This is a genomic window from Micromonospora sp. NPDC047762 (assembly GCF_043204655.1).
Classification (GTDB): domain Bacteria; phylum Actinomycetota; class Actinomycetes; order Mycobacteriales; family Micromonosporaceae; genus Micromonospora.
Genome location: NZ_JBIDCQ010000002.1, coordinates 1,075,683 through 1,094,878 on the forward strand (window position 1 = coordinate 1,075,683; position 19,196 = coordinate 1,094,878).

Sequence of the window (19,196 nt, forward strand, 5' to 3'; positions counted from 1 at the left end):
CCGGCCGAGAAGGTGTCTGACCGCTTCGTCTACCACTGCACCCTGCGCTGGTCCGACCTGGACGCGTACGGCCACGTCAACAACTCGCGCTTCCTCACCCTGTACGAGGAGGCGCGGGTGGCGTTGATGTTCGCCGGCGGCCGGGCCTGGGGCGTCGGCTCGTTCGCCGACGGGGTGGTGATCCGCCGGCACGAGGTCGACTACCTGCGCCCGGTCGACTACGCGCTCGGCCGGGCCACCGCGGAGGCGGCCCCCACAGTGCGGATCGAGCTGTGGGTGGAGGAGATCCGGGCCTCCCGGTTCACCGTCGCCTACGAGCTGTACGACGGTGAGGTGCTGGCCAGCCGAGCTCGCTCGGTGCTGGTGCCGTTCGACCTGACCCGCCAGGTGCCCCGGCGGATCACCAGCGAGGAGCGGGACTTCCTGCTCACGTACGCGCCACAGGGCGGGGTGGCGTGACCCGGCCCGGCACCGCCGAGCCGGGTCGGACGGCGGCGCCCACCCACGGTGTCGAAGGGGTGGCGGACGCGGGCGCCTTCCTGGCCCGGCTGGTCCGGTTGGATCCGGTCGCACCGGTCCGGCTGCGGCCGGCCGGCGCACCGGGCCGGATCGCCCTGTGGGCCCGGCTGCCGTGGCAGGTCCTGGTGGTCCGCACGGTTGCCGGTGGGCCGGCCGACGGCGTCGCGGAGGACGTCACTGTGGCAGCCGCGGAGCTGCTCGCCGAACTGGAGCGGAGCGGCGCGACCCTGCCGACCCGCCGGGACGCCCAGTGGCGGTGGCCGCTGCCGCCGACGCGGAGCCGCCAGGTGGAGGCGCTGCCCGTTGCCGAGTTGCGACGGATCGCCGACGCGGCGGCGGGCACCCTGCGGACGGCGAGCGAGCAGGGTGTGGCCGGCCGTGCCGTGGGCCAGCGGGCCTTGCGTGACGCGTTGCTCGACCACGTGGCGGTGCTGATCACCCCGGACGGGACGACCGACGGGACGACCGACGGGACGCCCGACGGGGCGCCCGACGCGCCGGTCGAGGTGCCGCAGCGGCTGGTGCAGGGGGTGGTCCGGATGGGCTTCCTCGGTGCCGCCCACGGCTCGGCGGCCGGCGAGGGCGGGGACGCCGTTCAGGTGCGGGTGGCCGGTCGTTGGGTGGGCCTGGTGGGACCACACGGAGCGGCGTGGTTGCAGAAGGCCACGGATCTTGCCGTGACACCCCTGAGCGCTCGTCCGAACGGATGACCCAGGATCATTCTTCTGGTCAGGGGCGGTCGTTGGGGGGGTGCTTCAACCCGGCTGTCCGGGTACCGTCCATCCTCGGATCCAACGCACCGTAGGCGACTGGATCCGCTGGGGAGTGAGGTGCGCGAGCGATGCCGTGGTGGTCATGGCGCCCCGGTCCCGCCGACGGCGGCGAACCGGAAACCCGAAGCGGGATCACAGTCGATAGCGCGGTCCGGATCGGGCCGCCCAGTCCTCGCCAGCCGGGGGACGACTGCCCGTCCAACGAGCGGCCCGTGCTGACCGATACGCCCGCCACCGTCGAGCCGGTGAGTCTGCGCCGGGTCTGTGACGCGCTCGATCTGCTCGACGTGCGTTACCTGGCCGACGGCGACGGCAACCTGCTGGCGATGTGGGAGCGGCACGCGGTGCTGGTCACCCTCGAAGGGCCGGAGGACGAGATCCTGGTCATGCGGGCACGCCCGCACGCCACGGTCCCGCCGGACTGGGCCGACCGGGCGTACCGGGTGGTCAACGAGTGGAACCACACCCGCCGGTTCTGCAAGGCGTACATCGGTGACCCGACCGAGCGCGGTCAGCTACCGATCTACGCCGAGCTTCAGGTGCCCCTGGGTGCTGGCACCCACGACGCGCTCCTGGTCGAGATGCTCGACTGCGGCGCGGCGGTCGCCACCAGCTTCGTGGACTGGCTGCACGACGAGGGCGCGCTGCTCTGACGCCGATCCGGGCGCTGTGGGTCAGCCGCCGTTGGCCGGGTCGTCCTCGACGTTGACCATGAAGTACGCGGCCCGCTCCAGGTAGTCCCAGAGGGTGACGGCGATCTCCGGCTCAAGGTCGAGCCGGTCCACGGCGCGGCGCATGTTGCGCAGCCAGGCGTCCCGTTCGGCCGCTCCGATCCGGAACGGCGCGTGGCGCATCCGCAGCCGAGGGTGCCCCCGCTGAGCGGAGTACGTGTTCGGCCCGCCCCAGTACTGCATGAGGAACAGGGTCATCCGGTCCGCGGCCGGGCCCAGGTCCTCCTCCGGGTACATGGGTCGCAGCAGGGGGTCGGTGGCGATCCCGGCGTAGAACTCGTCGACCAGCTTGCGGAAGGTGGGTTCGCCGCCGACCGCTTCGAAGAGGGTCATCGACGCACCGGGACGGTCGGATTCACCTGCGGAAGTCACAGTTCCATCCTGCCAGGTGCGTCCGGTGTCGACCCGACCCGCACACCGTGCGTCGGATCACGCCGGGTCGACAAGCCCGAATGTCGGCACCGGCCTGCCCGGGTGAAGGTCGGTTCGACGGGTCAGGTGACAGCGTGCCGGCGGTGGCCGTCACCGGTATGCGGGTTGGGCCTGCCTTCCACCGGACGGTCGCTGGCCGGGTCGCCGAGGCCGGAGGATGGCGGAGCGGCGTTGGCCAACGAGGCGGCAGTGATCGCGTCGTCCACCGTCTGCCGGTCCGGCCACCGCAGCGTGGCCACCGTCATCAGCACCACCCCGGCTGCGCTCCAGACCCCCACCACGATCGGAATGGGGAACCGTTCGGCGAGCATCCCGGTGACCAGTACCGCGAGGCCCTGGATGACCTGTATGCCGGTGGCCATCACCCCGAAGGCGCGGGCTCGGAAGCCGTTGGGCAGCGCCTGGACGAACAACCCGTTGGCCATCGGCATCATGCCGGCGACCGCGAACCCGCAGAGCGCGGCGAGCAGTGCCACCACCAGCGGCGGGGGGTCGAGCAGCACCGGTACGAGCACCAACGGGGCGAGCACCGCGAGCGGCCGCATCAGCTTCAGCCGGCGAGCCGGACCGAACAGGCGACTCACCAGCAACCCACCGAGGATGAAGCCGATCGGGTTCGCCACCATGATCGCCGCCTGTGCGGTGCCCGCGCTCAGCGCACCACGTCCCTCGTCGTTGGCCCAGGCCGCGGCCAGACCCTCGGGAACGATCGAGAAGAGCATCGAGCTGAACACCAGCACCGCGATGGCCCGCAGCACCGGTGTGCGGAACACGATGCCGAACCCCTGCCGAGTCTCACGCAGCAGGTGGCTGCGGTGCTCCGGGTTCATCATCGCCGGATGGTGGCGCACGCCGAGGCGAACCAGCAGCGCCGAGAGACCGAACGTGACCGCGTTGAACAGCAGCGCCGCCTCCGGGTCGACAGCGGCGACAGCGGCGCCGAAGACGTACCCGACGACCTGGGCGGCCTGCCCGACGCTGCCGTTGAGCGACAGCCCCAGCACCAGCCGGTCGCCGGTGAGCAACTGTGGGATCAGCGCGGACTTCGCCGCCTGGCTCGGCGGGTTCGCCAGCGTGGCGGCGAAAATGAGCACCAGCACCGCCTGGTACGGCAGGCTCGGAATGGCGATGACCAGCATCAGCGCCATCCGGATGAGGTCGCATGCCACCATCACCCGTCGGAACGGGTACCGCTCAGCGAGTGCGGCGAGCACGGGACCGCCGAGCAGCCAGGGCAGGAAGCTGACCGCGAAGGCAGCCGCGGAGAGCGCGACGGACCGGGTCTGCTGATAGACGAGCAGGGTGACGGCGGCCTTCGCGACGTAGTCGCCGACCCAGGAGAGAGCACCAGCCACGAACACAGCCCGGAACTCGTGCTGGCCGAAGACGTCGCGGAATGTGGCGGGGCCTTCCGCGGAAGGTCGCTCGTCAGGCACCGTCGCCTCCATCGGCCCCGGCTCGGCCGCTCGTGGCAGCCCGGTCGGAAGCGCTCGTCAGATCTACGGATCAGCGAGGTTGTGATCACGCTTCGGTGGGAACGCGTGCTCCGGATTCTGCCCGATCGTCTGACAACTAGCTAGGTCGAACGGGTCGTTCGTCGCCTCCCCGACTGAACGAACGGACGATACCCGAGGGGCCGGCCGGCTCGCGACCCCTGAATTGCCGGACAATGTGGGCGGTGTCAGGTGGCGCCGCCCTGACCGGTCTCGCCCTCGGACAACGGCCGGGTCGACAGACCGGGATAGATGCGGGCCGCTGCGATCTGCGCGGTGATCCCCGAATTCTCCAGCGCCTCGGCGAGACGCCGACGCAGTTCCCGGCCCACCGCGAACTGCCCGTCAGCGGTCGTCTTCACCACTGTGCGGATGACGGCGCCGTCCACAGTCACCTGCTCGACACCCAGCACCTCGGGCGCCTCCACGATCTCCGGCGACAGCTCCGGGTCCATGGCGACCGAGGCGGCCGCGGTCCGTAGCACCGCCGTCGCTTCCTCGGTGCTGTTGAAGCCGATCGGCAGGTCCACCACCACAAGCGCCCAACCCTGGCTCTTGTTACCCACCCGGATGATCTCGCCGTTGCGGATGTACCAGAGCACGCCGCGGCCGTCGCGCACTGTGGTGACCCGCAGGCCGACCGACTCGACCACGCCCATCGCCTCGCCCAGGTCGACGTTGTCACCCACGCCGTACTGGTCCTCGATCAGCATGAAGAGGCCGGCGATCAGGTCCTTCACCAGGCTCTGCGCACCGAAGCCCAGCGCCACACCGGCGATCCCCGCGCTGGCCAGCAGCGGGGCCAGGTCGAAGCTGAACTCCCGCAGGATCATCAGCAGCGCGATGCCGAAGACGAACGCGGTGGTCAGGCTGCGTAGCACCGACCCGATCGCCTCGGCCCGCTGCCTCCGTCGCTCGGGCACGAACTCGGCCGGGTCGACCGTGGCGGTGGGTACCCGCTCGCGCAGCGGCCGTAGCATCGTCGGCACCGCGCCGTCGGTGGTCGTCCGAACCAACCGGTTGATCGTCCGGTGCAGCGCCCAGCGGGCCACCATCGCCAGGGCCAGGATCAGCAGCACCCGAAGCGGTTTGAGCAGGATCCAGTAGCTTCCCTCGGCGAACCAGGACGACCCGGTGATCCGGTAGATCCACTCGCAGGAGGTGCTGCCCTGGCAGTTCACCGAGACGGCGTCGGACAGGGCTAGGGGCGTCACGCTGGCGGCACTCACTATGTCTTCGTACCGCAAGGAGCCCGAGCCTCCGCCGCCGACCCACCGGCCGGCGGACCGGCGTGGCGAGCATGGCGAGAAAGCGGTGGAGCGTGCGCGTCGACCCGAAGGGGCGCAGGGGCCGCGACCGGGTCTTCCACGGCAGTGCCGATCGCTGGATCGGGCGGCTGCTCCTGCTGGGCATCGTTGCGGTGCTGTACCTGCGCTGGGAGGCGGACTGTCCGACCGAGTGGGGAGCGCCTGAGTCGCGGATGCATTCCCCATGGGCAACCAAGGAAATGCTCCTCCGCCGGTTCGAGCGCGGCGGCCTTCCGGAAGGTACGCGGCCTCAGATCGCTGAGTTACGCGGACCGCTCGCGCCGCCGAACCTGGTCCGCCGATCGCGCCTCAGGCCTGCGGCCACGGCGCGATCGGTGATGGCCCGCCGGCGGCGCGACATACGAAGTAGCCCCGGGCCGCCATGATCGATGGCAGTTTCCGGGGCTTCGGTGTTCGGGAGCGTGCAGGGCGGCAGCGTTGCGCTCAGCGGTTCGGTCGAATGCTGGCGAGCAGTTCGGTGATTTTCGTCTTGATGTCGTCGCGCACCTGGCGGACGACGTCGAGGGGTTGACCGGCAGGGTCGGTGAGCTTCCAATCTTCGTAGCGTTTGCCGGGGAAGACGGGGCATGCGTCACCGCAGCCCATGGTGATGATGACGTCGCTGGCTTGGGCGGCGTCCCAGGTGAGCCGATCCGGGGTTTGTCCGGTGATGTCGATGCCGACTTCGCGCATGGCTTCGACGGCGACGGGGTTGATCTGGTCGGCGGGTTCGCTGCCCGCGGAGCGGACCTCGATGGTGTCGCTGGCGAGGTGTCGGAGCCAGCCGGCGGCCATTTGGGAACGGCCGGCGTTGTGGACGCAAACGAAGAGGACGCTGGGCTTCTCACTCATCGGGCTTCTGTCTCCTGCTTGAGGCGGGGTACGACCACGGCGTCGGCGGACTTGTCGGCACTGGGGTACCAGGTGGCGATGGCGGCGATGGCGACCAGGCCGCCGACGAGCTGCGCGCCGACGAAGCCGGGCAGGGAGTTGGGGGCGATTCCGGCGAAGGTGTCGGTAAAGGCGCGGCCGACAGTGACGGCGGGGTTCGCGAATGATGTGGACGAGGTGAACCAGTAGGCGGCACCGATGTAGGCACCTACGGCGGCCGGAGCCGCATTGCTGCGACCGGTGCGAACGAGGGCGAATACCAGGACGACCAGGCCGGCGGTGGCGATGATCTCGGCCAGCCACAGGTTCGCGCCGACGCGATCGGTGCGGGACCACGTAGCGGCCGGTAGATCGAACATCAGGTTGGCCAGAACAGTCCCGGTGATCGCGCCGCAGACCTGCGCGGCGATGTAGGTGGCGAGATCACCGCCGGTCAGGCCGCTACCGGCGCGACGGCTGAGCCACCAGTCAACGACGGAGACGATCGGATTGAAATGCGCGCCCGATACCGGCCCGAAGGTCAGGATCAACGCGCCCAGCGCCAGGGCGGTGGCGATCGCGTTCTCCAGGAGCTGGAGCCCGACATCGGTGGGCGAGAGCCGGGCGGCGGCGATCCCGGAACCGACGACAGCGGCAACGAGTAAAGCCGTACCAACGAACTCCGCCGACGCGCGACGGGCCAACAGGCTCACGCTGTGCCCTCTGCGAAGGTAGCGGAGAGGTCCAGAAGCGCGCGGAGTTGTCGGAACGCATCCGGGCGGACCCGGTACCAGACCCACGTGCCGCGCCGCTCGGAGTCGACCAGGCCAGCCTCCCGCAAGACCTTCAGGTGGTGGGAAATGGTCGGCCCGGACAGCTCAAACGCGGGGGTCAGATCGCAGACGCACATTTCCGGCACCGAGGCGATCATCGACATCAGCCGTAGTCGGACCGGGTCGCCTAGAGCCTTGAACATCGGTGCGACCACTGCTGCCTGGTTGGTGTCCATGGGGCGGACCGCGATTGGCGCGCAGCAGGCAACCGCGTCCAGGTTCACCACCGGCAGAGCTTGTTTCGACATTCCTCTAGGTTGACAGATTTCGAAACAGGGTGCAACGTGGGTCTTGCTTCGAAAAGTATCAAGACAAGGAGCAGTGATGATCAAGCCGTTGTCCCGCGTTCAGCTCGCCCTGCGTGTGCCCGACCTCGAAGGCTCCGTCGCCTTCTACTCCAAGCTGTTCGGCGTCGAGCCCGCCAAGCGTCGCCCCGGCTACGCCAACTTCGCCGTCGAGAACCCGCCGTTGAAGCTCGTGCTGCTCGAAGGCGAGGCCGACCAGCCCACCGCGATGGACCACCTGGGCGTCGAGGTGTTCAGCACCGACGACGTCAACGCGGCCACCAGGCGCCTCACCGACTCCGGTCTGATCACCCTGGAGGAGAACAGCACTGAGTGCTGCTACGCCCTCCAGGACAAGGTGTGGGTGCGCGGCCCCGGTAACGAGCCCTGGGAGGTCTACACCGTCAAGGCCGACTCCGAACAGTTGGAGAAGGCCACCGAAAGCGCCTGCTGCACACCCGCCGCTGAGAAGGAGCCGGCTACCGCTAGCTGCTGCTGACGCCGGCGCGGCCCCCGCTCTCGACCTGGAGGCCGGGGGCCGGTGCCGTCGGCAGCGCCGAAGATCACCGGGCACAGATTCGGCACATCTGAGGACGGCAAGGACTCTCAACCACTGTCAGGCAACGGAAGGGTTCACCCAGGCCAAAGCAGCGATCGGCCCGATTGCGGATGATCCTCATACCCCATGAGGGATTAGTACGTGCAATCCGGGGTCCGATCAGGGACTATTGGCGCAACGGACGTCGGTGATCGGCCCGGCGTCGACCGTGTGGGCCCTTGTGCCCGGCCCCGGTCGACGGCGGTCCCCAGCAGCCGCTGAACCGGGAGGGTGAGCGCGATGCCTGACATACGACCCACGGTGGGCTCCGGCGCGTTGGTCCTCAACGCCACCTACGAGCCGCTGTGTGTCGTGTCGGTGCGTCGCGCCGCGATCCTCGTCCTCTCCGCCAAGGCGGTCTGCGTCGCCGACGGTGACGGCATCCTGCACAGCGCCCGGGACGCGCTGCCGGTGCCGTCCGTGGTCCGGCTGACGCGCTTCGTCCGGGTGCCGTACCGAACGCATGTCGGGCTGTCCCGCCGGGCGATCTTCGCCCGGGACGGGTGGCGGTGCGCCTACTGCCGGGGCCCGGCCGAGACCATCGACCACGTCTTTCCGCGCAGCCGGGGTGGCCGGCACGCCTGGGAGAACGTGGTCGCCGCGTGTGCCAGGTGCAACCACACGAAGGGCGACAAGACCCCGGCCGAGATGGGCTGGCGGTTACACGCGTTGCCGGCCGCCCCGAAGGGCACCGCCTGGCGGGTGCTGGGCCACCGCGCCCCCGACCCGCGCTGGGCCGACTGGCTGGACCTGCGGGAGCCCGAGGCAGCCGCCTGACTCCGGTCGGTCGCGCTACCCGGCGGTCCGCCGCGCCGCGCGCTCGCGGCGACGCACGGCACGGTCGTGGGCGATCGTCAGCAGTCGATCCACCTCGGGCAGCAGGTGCGGACCGGGCATGACGATGCTGGCGAAGCCGTACTGGGCGTAGCCCGGGTGCGGTACGAGAGTGTCCAGTCGGGCGAAGTCGAACTCGTGCCGGTGCTCCTCGAATGCCTTTGGCGGGAAGCCGAACAGGCGCTCGAACTCGGCCCGACCCAGGTCCAGGTTGAGCCGGAAGACGCCGGGGCGGTCAAGCTGTGCGGCCTCGTCGAAGCCGGGCACGTCATGCTCGACGATGGTGGCGAACGGTTGGCGGCGGTCCGGGCCGACGAAGAAGAACCGGTCGCCCCAGGCCGCCTCGGGGGACCCGTTCTCGTCGCTCGCCACGAGCTGCTCGACGTCGGGCAGTGCGGCGATCCGATCGGCGAGCACGGCCGTGTCGACACCGGTCGGGACGTGCAGGACCGCGTCGGCGTGGTCGATGGTGGCCCGGTCCAGCGGGAAGTAGCGGTAGTCGTGCGTTCGCTGCTCGGCCGCTTCGATGTCGGACGTCGGCAGGTACCGGGGAAGGCTGCCCTCCTGCTGGAGTCGACCCTCGTAGGTGTCGGCGGCTGGCGGCCCGATGCCGAGTGCCGGGCTCGCGCCGAGACTGCCGGCAATCACGGCGTACCGGTCGCCCAGCAACGACGCGATGATCGCGCCAGCGCCGGCCCATGACAGCGGCGTGTCGGCCAGCGTCATGGTGCTCGGGTGGCGCTGGAGGTGCGTGTTGTGCGCGAAGACAAGTGTGGGCCCACGGTGTGCCTCGACCGATCGGATCGCGAGCAGGTTCTCGGCCATCAGCGCGTCCCGGACTGCGGCCAGGCGGGCGAAGCGTTCCTCCTGGGCCAGTGGTGCGGCGGCCGCGGCGTGGTAACGCAGCAACGCGACAGCGGCCGTGGCGTGCACGAACGCTGTCTGCCAGCCCGCCGACCTCGACGGCGCCCGCAGGTACAGCTCGGTCAGCAGGTCGTCGGCGAGCACCCGCAGTCGCTGGGCGTCGGTCGAGCGCCCGACCGATCGGCCCGGTTCCCAGATCGCGGCCGTGTCACTCCACCGTCCCTCGTCCCCGATCAGGTCGTCGATCTCGGTGGCCCGGTCCAGGTCGAGGAACTGGCAGACCTGGGTGAGGTGGCGGCGCGGGCTCGGGGCGCTCTCCAACTCGACCGGGGCGTCGAAGCCGTGGAATGTCAGGCGTTCGGCGACCGGCCGCCCGGCGTTCCACTCCCGCATCCGCAGCAGGAGGTCACGGTTGGCCGGGGCCACCCCGAACCCGTGGCTGAACCCTTCGGCGAGCGCCCGGTCGAGTGTCACGGCGGCGACGCCCTGCACGAACTCGTCGGCGATCAGCCCGGCCGTCCGGTCGCTCTCCACGGCGATCGAGCGGTAGCCGTGCTCGGCCAGCGACAGAAAGGCCTCGTTGCGGAGCTGGAGGAAGGCGGACTCACCGTGCGTCGGCTCGCCGAGAGCGAGCAGGTCCGGGGTAACCGCCAGCAGGTCGAGAAAAGGTGGCATTCCATGAACCGTATCGTTGAACCAGCGGTTGAGACTCTCGAGCGGCGGAGCGCGGTGACAGCCACAAAACCTTCAAACCCGGGGGTACGCCGACCGGTCGACCTCGCGCGCGCCCACGGTCTCTCCGCGCAGGCCGTCCGCAACTACGAACGAGACGGCGTCCTGCCTCCGGCCCGGCGCACGCCGAACGGCTACCGTCGCTTCACCGAACTGCACGCCAAGGCGCTTTGTGCCTACCTTGCGTTGATCCCGGGCCACGGCTATGCGGCCAGCGGCGAGATCATGCGGGCGGTCAACCGGGGCGAGATCGACACGGCGTTGCGAACCATCGACCAGGGGCATGCGCTGCTCCAGCGCGATCGGGAGACCCTGGACGCGGTCGAGGCTGCGGTGTTGACGCTCACCGGAACGAGACCGCAACCGCAGAGCCAGAAGGCCGTGCCGATCAGCGTGTTGGCTCACCGGCTCGGTCTGCGGGCGGCCACGCTGCGCAAATGGGAGCGGGCCGGGGTGCTGCGACCGGCACGTGATCCGGTGACCCACTACCGGCTCTATCTTCCCGACGACGTCCGGGACGCCGAACTGGCCCACCTGTTGCGCCGCGGTGGCTACCGGCTCGACCACATCGCGGGCGTGCTGCGCCGAGTGCGCGATGCCGGCGGTGCCGAACCGCTCGCCGCCTCGCTGCGTCAGTGGCGGCAACGGCTGACCGAGCGAGGCCGGGCCATGCTCACCGGGGCCGCCCGGCTCGCCGAGTACGTCGACGCCGGTCAACCGCCTGAATGTGTCTTGACCAGCGAGGCGAAGACCACGACGTTGTCCGCGTAGCCGGTCTCGCCGCCGACCCACTGGCCGCCGTCTTTCGCTACGTGGTGAACGGACTCGGAATGTAGAACATTTAGTTCTACACTGTCTCCATGGAGCGCATCGGGGTTCGAGAGCTGAACCAGAACACGAGTCAGGTGCTGGCTCGGGTGAGCGGCGGGGAGACGGTCGAGATCACCGATCGCGGGCACCCGATCGCCCGACTGGTTCCGGTCAGTGACGACAGGTCGGTGCTGGCCAAACTTGTCGCGGCGGGGCGGGCTGTCGCTCCAACTGGCGGCGGTCCTGTTCCGCTTCCGCCCAAGCTCGGTGCTGAGGACGTGGACGCTTCTGCCGCCCTCGCCGAGATGCGCGACGAGGAGCGCTGGTGATCTATCTTGACTCCGCTGCGGTCGTCAAGCTTGTTCGTCAGGAGGCGTACAGCGCCGACCTCGTCGCCTGGCTCAACAGCTATGGTGACGTCCCGCTGGTCTCCTCGGCCCTCGTCGAGGTTGAAGTGCCCAGGGCGTTGCGCCGATCCGCCCCGCAAGCGTTGATCGGCGTTCCGGCGGCCGTCGGGCGCCTCTTCCGGCTGGAGATCGACGGCACTGTCCGCGCGACCGCAGCGGCGTTCGCCGAGCCCACGCTACGCAGCCTCGACGCCATCCACCTTGCCACGGCCCAGGTTCTGACAAACGAGTCCGGAGCGGCGCTCATCGCATTCGTCAGTTACGACCGGCGACTGCTCGAGTGTGCCAAGGCCGCAGGGTTGCCGGTGGCAAGCCCAGGGCAGAACTGACCCCCGTGCCGATCTGCCCGATCTCACCCTGAACGCTCCTTGACCAGCGAGGCGAAGACCACGACGTTGTCCGCGTAGCCGGTCTCGCCGCCGACCCACTGGCCGCCGCAGGTGATCAGCCGGAGGCTCGGGCGGCTGAAGTCGCCGTACACCTCGTCCACCGGCAGTCGGCCCTTGTCGAACTTCTCCACCGAGTTGACCTCGAAGACCGCCACGCGCTGGTCGGTGCGGGTGACCTCGATCTCGTCACCGGAGCGCAGCTCGCGGAGTTTGTGGAAGACCGCCGGCCCGCTGGTGGTGTCGACGTGCCCGACGATCACGGCTGGGCCGTACTGGCCCGGGCTGGGCCCCTGGTCGTACCAGCCGGCCTCCTGGGCGCGGGCCGCGTCCGGCACGGCGATCGTGCCGTCCGGGGCGATACCCACGTCGTGTACTGGCGCCCGTACGTCGATCTTGTCGATGGCGAGGTTGGTCGGGTCGCTGGCCGGCAGCACCGGGAACTTCTTCGGCGGCGGTCGCAGCCCGGCGCTGAGCCGATCCGGCAGCAGGCTCATCCCGGTCACCTGCTCGACGCCGAGCATCGCCACGATCAGCACCATCAGCGCGGCGATGGCCAGCACCGGCAACCCGGGGCTCGTAACGAACCGGTGGCGGGCCGACGACGGCCCGGCCGGACGTCGCGGCGGCAGCGGACGAGCGGCCGGATCGGTGGTGGTGACGCTCGCCGCAACGGCCTGCCCGGCGACCCGTCGCAGCCGTCCGGAGACGCGGGCCACCAGCCGGCCGGACGCGCGCAGCGCCGGCCCGGCCCGGAGGCGGGCGCGGCGGTCCGGCCGCGCACGCGCGGATCTGCGGGTCATGGGTGATCCGGCTCAGGAGCCGGCTCCCGGTCGACGTCGGCCGCCGGCCATCCCGAGCACGATCGCGGTGGCCACCAACGCCACGCCACCGAACACCAGCAGCGAGCCGGTGCCGCGCCCGCCGGCCATCCCACCGCCACCGGTCGCCGGGCCCTTGCTGGGTGAGGCCATGTTCAGCACGGTCAGCGTGGTCGACGACGTCTGTCCGTTGTCACATCGCAGGTCGACCGGGTACTGATCGGCCGGTTTGTCGCGCGGAACACTGGCCTGCGCGGTGAGGAAGCCCTTGTCGGGTCTCAGCGTCACGGACCCGAACGCGTCGGAGTGCACGCTGGACTGCCTGTTGTTGTTGTCGTTGTCGCAGCTCGCCTTGATGCTGACCCGACTGCCGGCCTGGACGCTGTTGGGTGTCACCTCGACGAAGACGTTCTCGCCGGCTCGCGCCGGAGCGACCGACAACAGGACGAACGCCCCGACCAGTCCCACCAGTGTCAGTGCGGACGAGAGCGCGCGGTTGATCGTGCGGACTGCCTGCATGATTTCCCCCCAACCGGCGACGACCGCCGGAACCCTCCCCTGGGCACGCGCGCTGCTTTCCCCGCACCCCGAAGCCAAACCCGCCCGGCCCTCGCCCTCACCCGACCGCCCCAACCCGCGATCTTGCACTTTCTGCACTGACGAATACCCGCATAAGGGACATAAAGGCAGCAGAAACTGCAAGATCGGCGCGGGGAGGGCGCGGGGACGGCGCGGGGACGGCGCGGGGAGGGCGCGGGGAGGGCGCGGGGAGGGCGCGGGGAGGGGCGCGTTGGGGTCAGCGGAGGGGGAGGGGTGTGACGGGGTGCCAGTTCAGGGGGGAGGAGAGGACCATCGTGCTCGACGGTTGGCCGTACGGGGCGAGACGGTCGATGACCCCCTCGAACGCGCCGATCGAGCCGGCCGCCACCTTCAGCACGCTGCACGCGTCCCCGGTGATCCGGTGGATCTCCAGGATCTCCGGCCAGTCAGCCACCGCCGGGTCGTGCAGGATGCACCGCGCGCCGTAGCAGGACATCCTGATCAGCGCGACCACTGTGCGGCCGGCGCGGCTCAGGTCGACGTGGGCGTGGTAGCCGGTGATGATCCCGGCCTCCTCCAGCCGGCGAACCCGCTCCGCGACTGACGGTGGCGACAGGTGCACCCGCCGGGACAACTCGCTGAAGGAGAGCCGCGCATCGGCCTGCAACTCGCGCAGCAGCGCCCAGTCCATGTCGTCCACGCTCAGACCTTACTTTCGTGAACCGACTTCGCCTAGTTGCCTTTGGTTTGCCAGGAGAAGCCGGCGGAAGCCGTTGATTCGGCATTCCGCAGGCCGATCCGACCGCGAGATCATGACGTCGGCTAGTCCGGGGGAGGGAGAAGAGATGGTGGATCAGACGGAGCGGCGGGCGCCGAACCGCCGCGCCACGGTGCGACCGGTGACCCCTGGGCAGCGTGTCGCGCAGGCGGAGCGCACCGGTGGCGAACCGACGCTGGAGTTCGCCGACATGGTGCCGTACGACGCGTACGTACAGGCCAGTGCTCTGCACAAGATGCAGCACCCGCTCAGCAGCGACCCGGGCGAGATGTCCTTCCTGATGGTCAGCCAGATCATGGAGCTGTACTTCGGGCTGACCTGCCACGAGCTGCGCGAGACCCAGCGGCTGATCCACGCCGACCAGATCTGGGAGGCGTTGGCCCCGCTGGGCCGAGCCAAACTGCACCTGGAAGGGCTCAACGCCGCCTGGCAGGGCCTGCGCTGGATGAGCCCGGCCGACTTCAACCGGTTCCGCAATCTGCTCGGTGAGGCCTCCGGCTTCCAGTCGGCGATGTACCGGCAGTTGGAGTTCCTGCTCGGGCTGCGCGACCCGACGCTGATCCGCCCGTTCCGCCGGCAGGCCGAGGTGCATGCCGAGCTGAGCGCCGCGCTGACCACCCCGAGCCTCTGGGACGACGTGCTCGCGTTGCTCGCCCGGCGCGGCTTCGACCTCCCCGCCGACCTGCTCGACCGGGACGTGGCCGTCGAACACGACCCGCACCCGTTGGTGGAGGCGGCCTGGGTGCGAATCTACGACGACGCCAGCCCCGACAATCACCTGCGGCTGCTCGGCGAGGCGCTGAGCGCTGTCGCCGAGGAGTTCGGCGACTGGCGCTGGAACCACGTCAAGGCGGTGCAGCGGACGATGGGCGCCAAGGTCGGCAGCGGAGGCTCCGCCGGCCTGGCGTGGTTGCAGCGCAGCATGGCCCGGGTGGTCTTCCCGGAGCTATGGTCGGCCCGCACCGCGATGTGACCGGAGAGCGAGACATGCAAACCCCAGAACAAGAAGCGCATCGCCGTGACGAGGCCGACCCCGGTCACCGGCACCTGTTCCACGTGCCGCCTGCCGACGGCGGCGACCACCCCGAGTCGGCGTACCTGGCCGGCAACTCGCTCGGTCTGCAACCTCGGGCCACCCGCGACGAACTCCTGGCCGACCTGGACGCGTGGGGGCGGCTCGGCGTGGAGGGGCACCTGGAGGCGGAGCGCCCCTGGCTGCCGTACCACGAGTTGTTGACCGGCCCGGCCGCGCGACTGGTCGGTGCCCGGCCCGCGGAGGCCGTGGTGATGAACTCGCTCACCGTCAACCTGCACCTGCTGATGGTGAGTTTCTACCGACCGGCCGGCGCGCGCACCCGCATCGTCATCGAGGATGCCGCCTTCCCCTCGGACAGCTACGCCGTGCGCAGCCAGGCCCGGTTCCACGGCCTGGACCCGGACGACACAGTGGTCCGGTTGCGTCCGCGCGCGGGTGAGGACGCCCTGCGTACCGAGGACGTGACCGACTACCTGGCCGCCGAGGGCGACCGGGTGGCGCTGCTGCTGCTCGGCGGGGTCAACTACCTCACCGGTGAGCTGCTGGACATCCCGGCGATCACGGCTGCCGGCCGGGCCGCCGGTGCGGTTGTCGGTTGGGATCTGGCCCACGCGGTCGGCAACGTGCCGCTGGCCCTGCACGACTGGGAAGTCGACTTCGCCGCGTGGTGCTCCTACAAGTACCTGAACTCCGGCCCGGGTGCCCTCGCTGGCGTCTACGTGCACGAGCGCCACCTCGGCGACGAGAACCTGCAGCGGTTCGAGGGGTGGTGGAGCACGGCGGCAGCCACCCGGTTCGAGATGACGCCGGTGTCCCGACCACCGGCCACTGTGGAGGCCTGGCAGATCTCCAACCCGCCGATCTTCGCGATGGGCCCGGTGCGTACCTCGCTGGAGCTGTTCGACGCGGTGGGGATGACCGCGCTGCGCGCGCGCAGCCAGCGCCTCACCGGCTGGCTGGAGTCACTGCTCGACGAGGTGACCGTCGGCCGGCCGCTGCGGGTGGTCACCCCACGTGACCCAGCCCGCCGAGGTTGCCAGCTCTCCGTGCGCATCGGGTCGGGCAGCGCCGCCGAGCTGACCAAACGCCTGCGGTACGAACACGGGGTCATCGCCGACGCCCGCGAACCCGACGTCGTGCGGTTCGCCCCGGTGCCGCTGTACTCCACGTACCTCGACTGCTGGCGGGCCGCCGCGGCGCTCGCCGCGACGGTGGGGGCGACCTCTGTGAGCGCGAGGAGTGAGCCGGGGTTGCGAGCCCCGCAGTCGCGAACGAAAGGCGGCTCAGCATGACCGCGCGGCGTGACGAGATCGCGATCATCGGTGCCGGGCTGGCCGGCTGTCTGGCTGCCTGCTTCCTGGCCCGGCGTGGCTACCCGGTGGCCCTCTACGAGCGCCGCTCCGACCCGCGCGCCGGCACCGCCGAACGCGGTCGCTCGATCAACCTGGCGCTCTCGGAACGCGGCCTGGACGCGTTGCGCCGGATCGGGCTGGCCGAGCAGGTGATGGCCGACGCGCTGCCGATGCGCGGCCGGATGATCCACCCGGTCGAGGGCGAGCAGCAGTTCCAGTCGTACAGCGCGGCCGGCGACCGGGCGATCAACTCGATCAGCCGGGGCGCGTTGAACAACGCCCTGCTGGACGAGGCCGCCGCGCTGCCGGGCGTGCGGGTCGTCTTCGACCACCGGCTGGTCGGGCTCGACCCGACCGACGGCGCCCTGAGCTTCGAGACCCCGCAGGGCCCGGTCGCGGCCAAGGCGTCCGTCGTGCTCGGCGCCGACGGCGCCGGCTCCGCGGTGCGTGGGCAACTGCTGGCGTACGGGCTGCTCGACGAGAGCGTGGACTTCCTCGACTACGGCTACAAGGAGCTGACGATCCCGCCGCTGGGCGGGGACTTCGCCCTGGAGGAGGACGCGCTGCACATCTGGCCGCGCGGCACCTCGATGATGATCGCGCTGCCGAACCCGGACCGCTCCTTCACCTGCACGCTGTTCTGGCCCAACGACGGTGCCGGCAGCTTCGCCTCGCTGACCAGCCCGGCGGAGATCGAACGGCACTTCACCGAGCACTACCCGGACGTGGTCCCGCTGGCCCCGAACCTGGTCGACGACTACCAGCACAACCCGGTGGGCGTGCTCGGCACCGTGCGCTGCACCCCGTGGCAGGTCAGCGGAAAGGTCGGCCTGCTCGGCGACGCGGCGCACGCCATAGTGCCGTTCTACGGCCAGGGCGCCAACTGCGCCTTCGAGGACGTGGTGGAGCTGGACCGCTGCCTGGACGAGTGCGCCGACGACTGGTTGGCGGCGCTGCCGCTGTTCCAGCGGCGCCGGCAGGAGAACGCCGAGGCCATCGCGACGATGGCGCTGACCAACTTCGTGGAGATGCGGGACAAGGTCGCCTCCCCGGTCTTCCAGACCCGACGGCGGGTGGAGCACGCACTGGAACGGGCCCTGCCGGGCCGGTACGTTTCCCAGTACGAACTGGTGTCGTTCTCCACCACCCCGTACGCGGAGGTGCGCCGCCGGGTGCGCCAACAGCACCTGGTGCTCGGGGCGGTCGTCGGCGGAGCCGCGCTGCTGCTGGTCGGCGCGATCGGCGCGGCACTGGGCCGAGGGAGGCGCGCATGACCGGCAACTGGGATCCGCGGCTGATGGCCGGCCACGCGCCGAGTGGTCCGCAGCGGTTGCGCAACTTCGTCGCCGGTGAGTTCGTCGACGGCGGGAACCCGTTCGCCAAGGCCAGCCCGGTCACCGGGGAGCAGGTCTTCGAGGTGGACGAGGCATCGCAGTCGACAGTGGACGATGCGGTGGCCGCCGCCCGGGCGGCGCTGCGGGGGCCGTGGGGCCGCATGGGGGAGCGCGAGCGCGCCGAGGTGCTGCGCCGCGTCGCCGACGAGCTGGAGCGCCGCTTCGACGACCTGGTCACCGCCGAGGTCGCCGACACCGGCAAATCCATCGCCCAGGCCCGCACCCTGGACATCCCGCGCGGCGCGGCGAACTTCCGCGCGTTCGCGGAGATCGTGGCGACCGCCCCCACCGAGTCGTTCACCACCGTCACCCCGACCGGCGGTCGGGCACTCAACTACGCGCTGCGCAAGCCGGTCGGCGTGGTCGCGGTCATCGTGCCGTGGAACCTGCCGTTGCTGCTGCTCACCTGGAAGGTTGCTCCGGCGCTGGCCTGCGGCAACGCCGTCGTGGTCAAGCCCAGCGAGGAGACTCCCGCCTCGGCGACGGTGCTCGCCGAGGTGATGGCCGCCGCTGGCGTACCGGCCGGTGTGTTCAACCTGGTGCACGGCTTCGGGCCGGACTCGGCGGGCGAGTTCCTCACCCGCCACCCGGGCGTCGACGCGATCACCTTTACCGGCGAGTCGGCCACCGGCGGCGCGATCATGCGGGCCGCCGCCGATGGGGTGAAGGCGGTGAGCTTCGAACTCGGCGGCAAGAACGCCGGCCTGGTCTTCGCAGACGCCGACCTGGACGCCGCGGTGGCCGGCTCGGTGCGGTCCAGCTTCACCAACGGCGGTCAGGTGTGCCTCTGCACCGAGCGCATCTACGTGCAGCGGCCAGTCTTCGAGGAGTTCACCGCCCGACTGGCGAAGCGGGCGGGCGAGCTGGCGTACGGCTGGCCGACCGATGAGGCGACCGCCACCATGCCGCTGATCTCCCACCAGCACCGGGCGAAGGTGCTCGGGGCGTACGAGCTGGCCCGGTCCGAGGGCGCCGAGGTGCTCACCGGCGGCGGTACGCCCACCTTCGGCGACACCCGCGACGGCGGGTCGTACGTGCAGCCGACGGTGCTCACCGGGCTCGGCCCGGACGCCCGCACCAACCGCGAGGAGATCTTCGGCCCGGTGGTGCACGTCGCGCCGTTCGACACCGAGGACGAGGCGTACGCCCTCGCCAACGGCACCGAGTACGGCCTGGCGGCGACCGTGTGGACCCGGGACGTGGGCGTCGCGCACCGGGCCGGTGCCCGGCTCGACGCCGGCATCGTCTGGGTCAACACCTGGTTCCTGCGGGACCTGCGTACTCCGTTCGGCGGGGTGAAGGCGTCCGGGATCGGTCGCGAGGGCGGCGTGCACTCGCTGAACTTCTACTCCGAACTCACGAACGTCTGCGTGGACCTGTCGTGAGCCGTAGCGAGGGAGCG

The 19,196-nt window shown here is 70.5% G+C and carries 21 protein-coding genes and 1 pseudogene; 12 read left to right on the forward strand and 10 right to left on the reverse strand.

Annotation, left to right across the window (positions count from 1 at the left end; translation table 11 throughout):
* The first annotated feature begins 12 nt into the window (after positions 1-12).
* The 3 genes from ACGF3C_RS10555 to ACGF3C_RS10565 all read left to right on the forward strand — a co-directional run bounded on the left by ACGF3C_RS10555 (position 13) and on the right by ACGF3C_RS10565 (position 1,945).
* Positions 13-459, forward strand: a complete 447-nt coding sequence (locus ACGF3C_RS10555; RefSeq protein WP_357202341.1) for a thioesterase family protein — start codon at positions 13-15, stop codon at positions 457-459.
* Entirely contained in the window at positions 456-1,229 is a 774-nt protein-coding gene (locus ACGF3C_RS10560; protein ID WP_393220631.1) for a hypothetical protein, read from the forward strand. Before ACGF3C_RS10555 ends, ACGF3C_RS10560 begins: the two co-directional genes overlap by 4 nt.
* Positions 1,230-1,360: 131 nt before the next feature.
* Positions 1,361-1,945 carry a YbjN domain-containing protein gene (locus ACGF3C_RS10565; RefSeq protein WP_355008914.1) on the forward strand — a complete coding sequence of 195 codons (585 nt, stop codon included), beginning with the start codon at positions 1,361-1,363 and terminating at the stop codon, positions 1,943-1,945.
* 21 nt (positions 1,946-1,966) lie between these two features.
* Here the strand turns inward: ACGF3C_RS10565 and ACGF3C_RS10570 are convergent, their stop codons facing one another.
* The 6 genes from ACGF3C_RS10570 to ACGF3C_RS10595 all read right to left on the reverse strand — a co-directional run bounded on the left by ACGF3C_RS10570 (position 1,967) and on the right by ACGF3C_RS10595 (position 7,206).
* Entirely contained in the window at positions 1,967-2,356 is a 390-nt protein-coding gene (locus tag ACGF3C_RS10570; protein WP_393220635.1) for a globin, read from the reverse strand.
* Positions 2,357-2,517: 161 nt separating this feature from the next.
* Positions 2,518-3,903: an MFS transporter gene (locus ACGF3C_RS10575; protein ID WP_357223407.1), complete on the reverse strand. Its 1,386-nt coding sequence runs from the start codon at positions 3,901-3,903 to the stop codon at positions 2,518-2,520.
* A 233-nt stretch (positions 3,904-4,136) separates the two neighbouring features.
* Positions 4,137-5,195: a mechanosensitive ion channel family protein gene (locus ACGF3C_RS10580; RefSeq protein ID WP_393220638.1), complete on the reverse strand. Its 1,059-nt coding sequence runs from the start codon at positions 5,193-5,195 to the stop codon at positions 4,137-4,139.
* Between the two features lie 504 nt (positions 5,196-5,699).
* Complete coding sequence (locus ACGF3C_RS10585) at positions 5,700-6,107, reverse strand: arsenate reductase ArsC (protein ID WP_393220641.1); 408 nt, start codon at positions 6,105-6,107, stop codon at positions 5,700-5,702.
* Positions 6,104-6,838 (reverse strand): aquaporin, encoded by a 735-nt coding sequence (locus tag ACGF3C_RS10590; protein ID WP_393220644.1) that lies wholly within the window; start codon positions 6,836-6,838, stop codon positions 6,104-6,106. The genes ACGF3C_RS10585 and ACGF3C_RS10590 overlap by 4 nt, the downstream gene beginning before the upstream one ends.
* A complete protein-coding gene (locus ACGF3C_RS10595; RefSeq protein ID WP_357223399.1) occupies positions 6,835-7,206 on the reverse strand; it encodes a metalloregulator ArsR/SmtB family transcription factor in 372 nt (123 codons plus the stop codon). The genes ACGF3C_RS10590 and ACGF3C_RS10595 overlap by 4 nt, the downstream gene beginning before the upstream one ends.
* An 88-nt stretch (positions 7,207-7,294) precedes the next feature.
* On the opposite strand from ACGF3C_RS10595, the gene ACGF3C_RS10600 reads away from it, so the two are divergent.
* Both ACGF3C_RS10600 and ACGF3C_RS10605 read left to right on the forward strand, forming a co-directional pair.
* On the forward strand, positions 7,295-7,741 hold the full coding sequence (locus ACGF3C_RS10600; RefSeq protein WP_393220823.1) for an ArsI/CadI family heavy metal resistance metalloenzyme: 447 nt from the start codon (positions 7,295-7,297) through the stop codon (positions 7,739-7,741).
* Between the two features lie 339 nt (positions 7,742-8,080).
* Positions 8,081-8,617, forward strand: coding sequence for an HNH endonuclease (locus ACGF3C_RS10605; RefSeq protein ID WP_030333470.1), 537 nt, complete (start codon positions 8,081-8,083; stop codon positions 8,615-8,617).
* A gap of 15 nt (positions 8,618-8,632) precedes the next feature.
* Here the strand turns inward: ACGF3C_RS10605 and ACGF3C_RS10610 are convergent, their stop codons facing one another.
* Complete coding sequence (locus ACGF3C_RS10610) at positions 8,633-10,213, reverse strand: DUF6194 family protein (RefSeq protein WP_393220649.1); 1,581 nt, start codon at positions 10,211-10,213, stop codon at positions 8,633-8,635.
* Between the two features lie 3 nt (positions 10,214-10,216).
* Between ACGF3C_RS10610 and ACGF3C_RS10615 the strand changes: the two genes are divergently transcribed.
* The 3 genes from ACGF3C_RS10615 to ACGF3C_RS10625 all read left to right on the forward strand — a co-directional run bounded on the left by ACGF3C_RS10615 (position 10,217) and on the right by ACGF3C_RS10625 (position 11,816).
* Positions 10,217-11,041: a MerR family transcriptional regulator gene (locus ACGF3C_RS10615; RefSeq protein WP_393220652.1), complete on the forward strand. Its 825-nt coding sequence runs from the start codon at positions 10,217-10,219 to the stop codon at positions 11,039-11,041.
* Positions 11,042-11,130: 89 nt separating this feature from the next.
* A complete protein-coding gene (locus ACGF3C_RS10620; protein ID WP_357223389.1) occupies positions 11,131-11,409 on the forward strand; it encodes a type II toxin-antitoxin system prevent-host-death family antitoxin in 279 nt (92 codons plus the stop codon).
* Positions 11,406-11,816, forward strand: coding sequence for a type II toxin-antitoxin system VapC family toxin (locus ACGF3C_RS10625; protein ID WP_393220656.1), 411 nt, complete (start codon positions 11,406-11,408; stop codon positions 11,814-11,816). The genes ACGF3C_RS10620 and ACGF3C_RS10625 overlap by 4 nt, the downstream gene beginning before the upstream one ends.
* 23 nt (positions 11,817-11,839) lie before the next feature.
* On the opposite strand, the gene ACGF3C_RS10630 is transcribed toward ACGF3C_RS10625, so the two are convergent.
* The 3 genes from ACGF3C_RS10630 to ACGF3C_RS10640 all read right to left on the reverse strand — a co-directional run bounded on the left by ACGF3C_RS10630 (position 11,840) and on the right by ACGF3C_RS10640 (position 13,934).
* Positions 11,840-12,613, reverse strand: a complete 774-nt coding sequence (locus ACGF3C_RS10630; RefSeq protein ID WP_357223426.1) for a class F sortase — start codon at positions 12,611-12,613, stop codon at positions 11,840-11,842.
* Between the two features lie 75 nt (positions 12,614-12,688).
* Positions 12,689-13,213 (reverse strand): hypothetical protein, encoded by a 525-nt coding sequence (locus ACGF3C_RS10635; RefSeq protein ID WP_357223383.1) that lies wholly within the window; start codon positions 13,211-13,213, stop codon positions 12,689-12,691.
* A gap of 277 nt (positions 13,214-13,490) precedes the next feature.
* Positions 13,491-13,934, reverse strand: a complete 444-nt coding sequence (locus ACGF3C_RS10640) for an Lrp/AsnC family transcriptional regulator (RefSeq protein ID WP_357223380.1) — start codon at positions 13,932-13,934, stop codon at positions 13,491-13,493.
* 148 nt (positions 13,935-14,082) lie between these two features.
* Between ACGF3C_RS10640 and ACGF3C_RS10645 the strand changes: the two genes are divergently transcribed.
* The 4 genes and pseudogenes from ACGF3C_RS10645 to ACGF3C_RS10660 all read left to right on the forward strand — a co-directional run bounded on the left by ACGF3C_RS10645 (position 14,083) and on the right by ACGF3C_RS10660 (position 19,179).
* Positions 14,083-14,985 carry a tryptophan 2,3-dioxygenase family protein gene (locus ACGF3C_RS10645; protein ID WP_357205438.1) on the forward strand — a complete coding sequence of 301 codons (903 nt, stop codon included), beginning with the start codon at positions 14,083-14,085 and terminating at the stop codon, positions 14,983-14,985.
* Positions 14,961-16,262: pseudogene (gene kynU, locus ACGF3C_RS10650) on the forward strand (kynureninase); the annotation flags it as partial. The gene ACGF3C_RS10645 and the pseudogene kynU, both read left to right, overlap by 25 nt.
* 74 nt (positions 16,263-16,336) lie before the next feature.
* On the forward strand, positions 16,337-17,674 hold the full coding sequence (locus ACGF3C_RS10655) for an FAD-dependent oxidoreductase (protein ID WP_393220661.1): 1,338 nt from the start codon (positions 16,337-16,339) through the stop codon (positions 17,672-17,674).
* 23 nt (positions 17,675-17,697) lie between these two features.
* Positions 17,698-19,179 carry a 2-hydroxymuconic semialdehyde dehydrogenase gene (locus ACGF3C_RS10660; RefSeq protein WP_357223424.1) on the forward strand — a complete coding sequence of 494 codons (1,482 nt, stop codon included), beginning with the start codon at positions 17,698-17,700 and terminating at the stop codon, positions 19,177-19,179.
* The last annotated feature ends 17 nt before the right edge of the window (positions 19,180-19,196 follow it).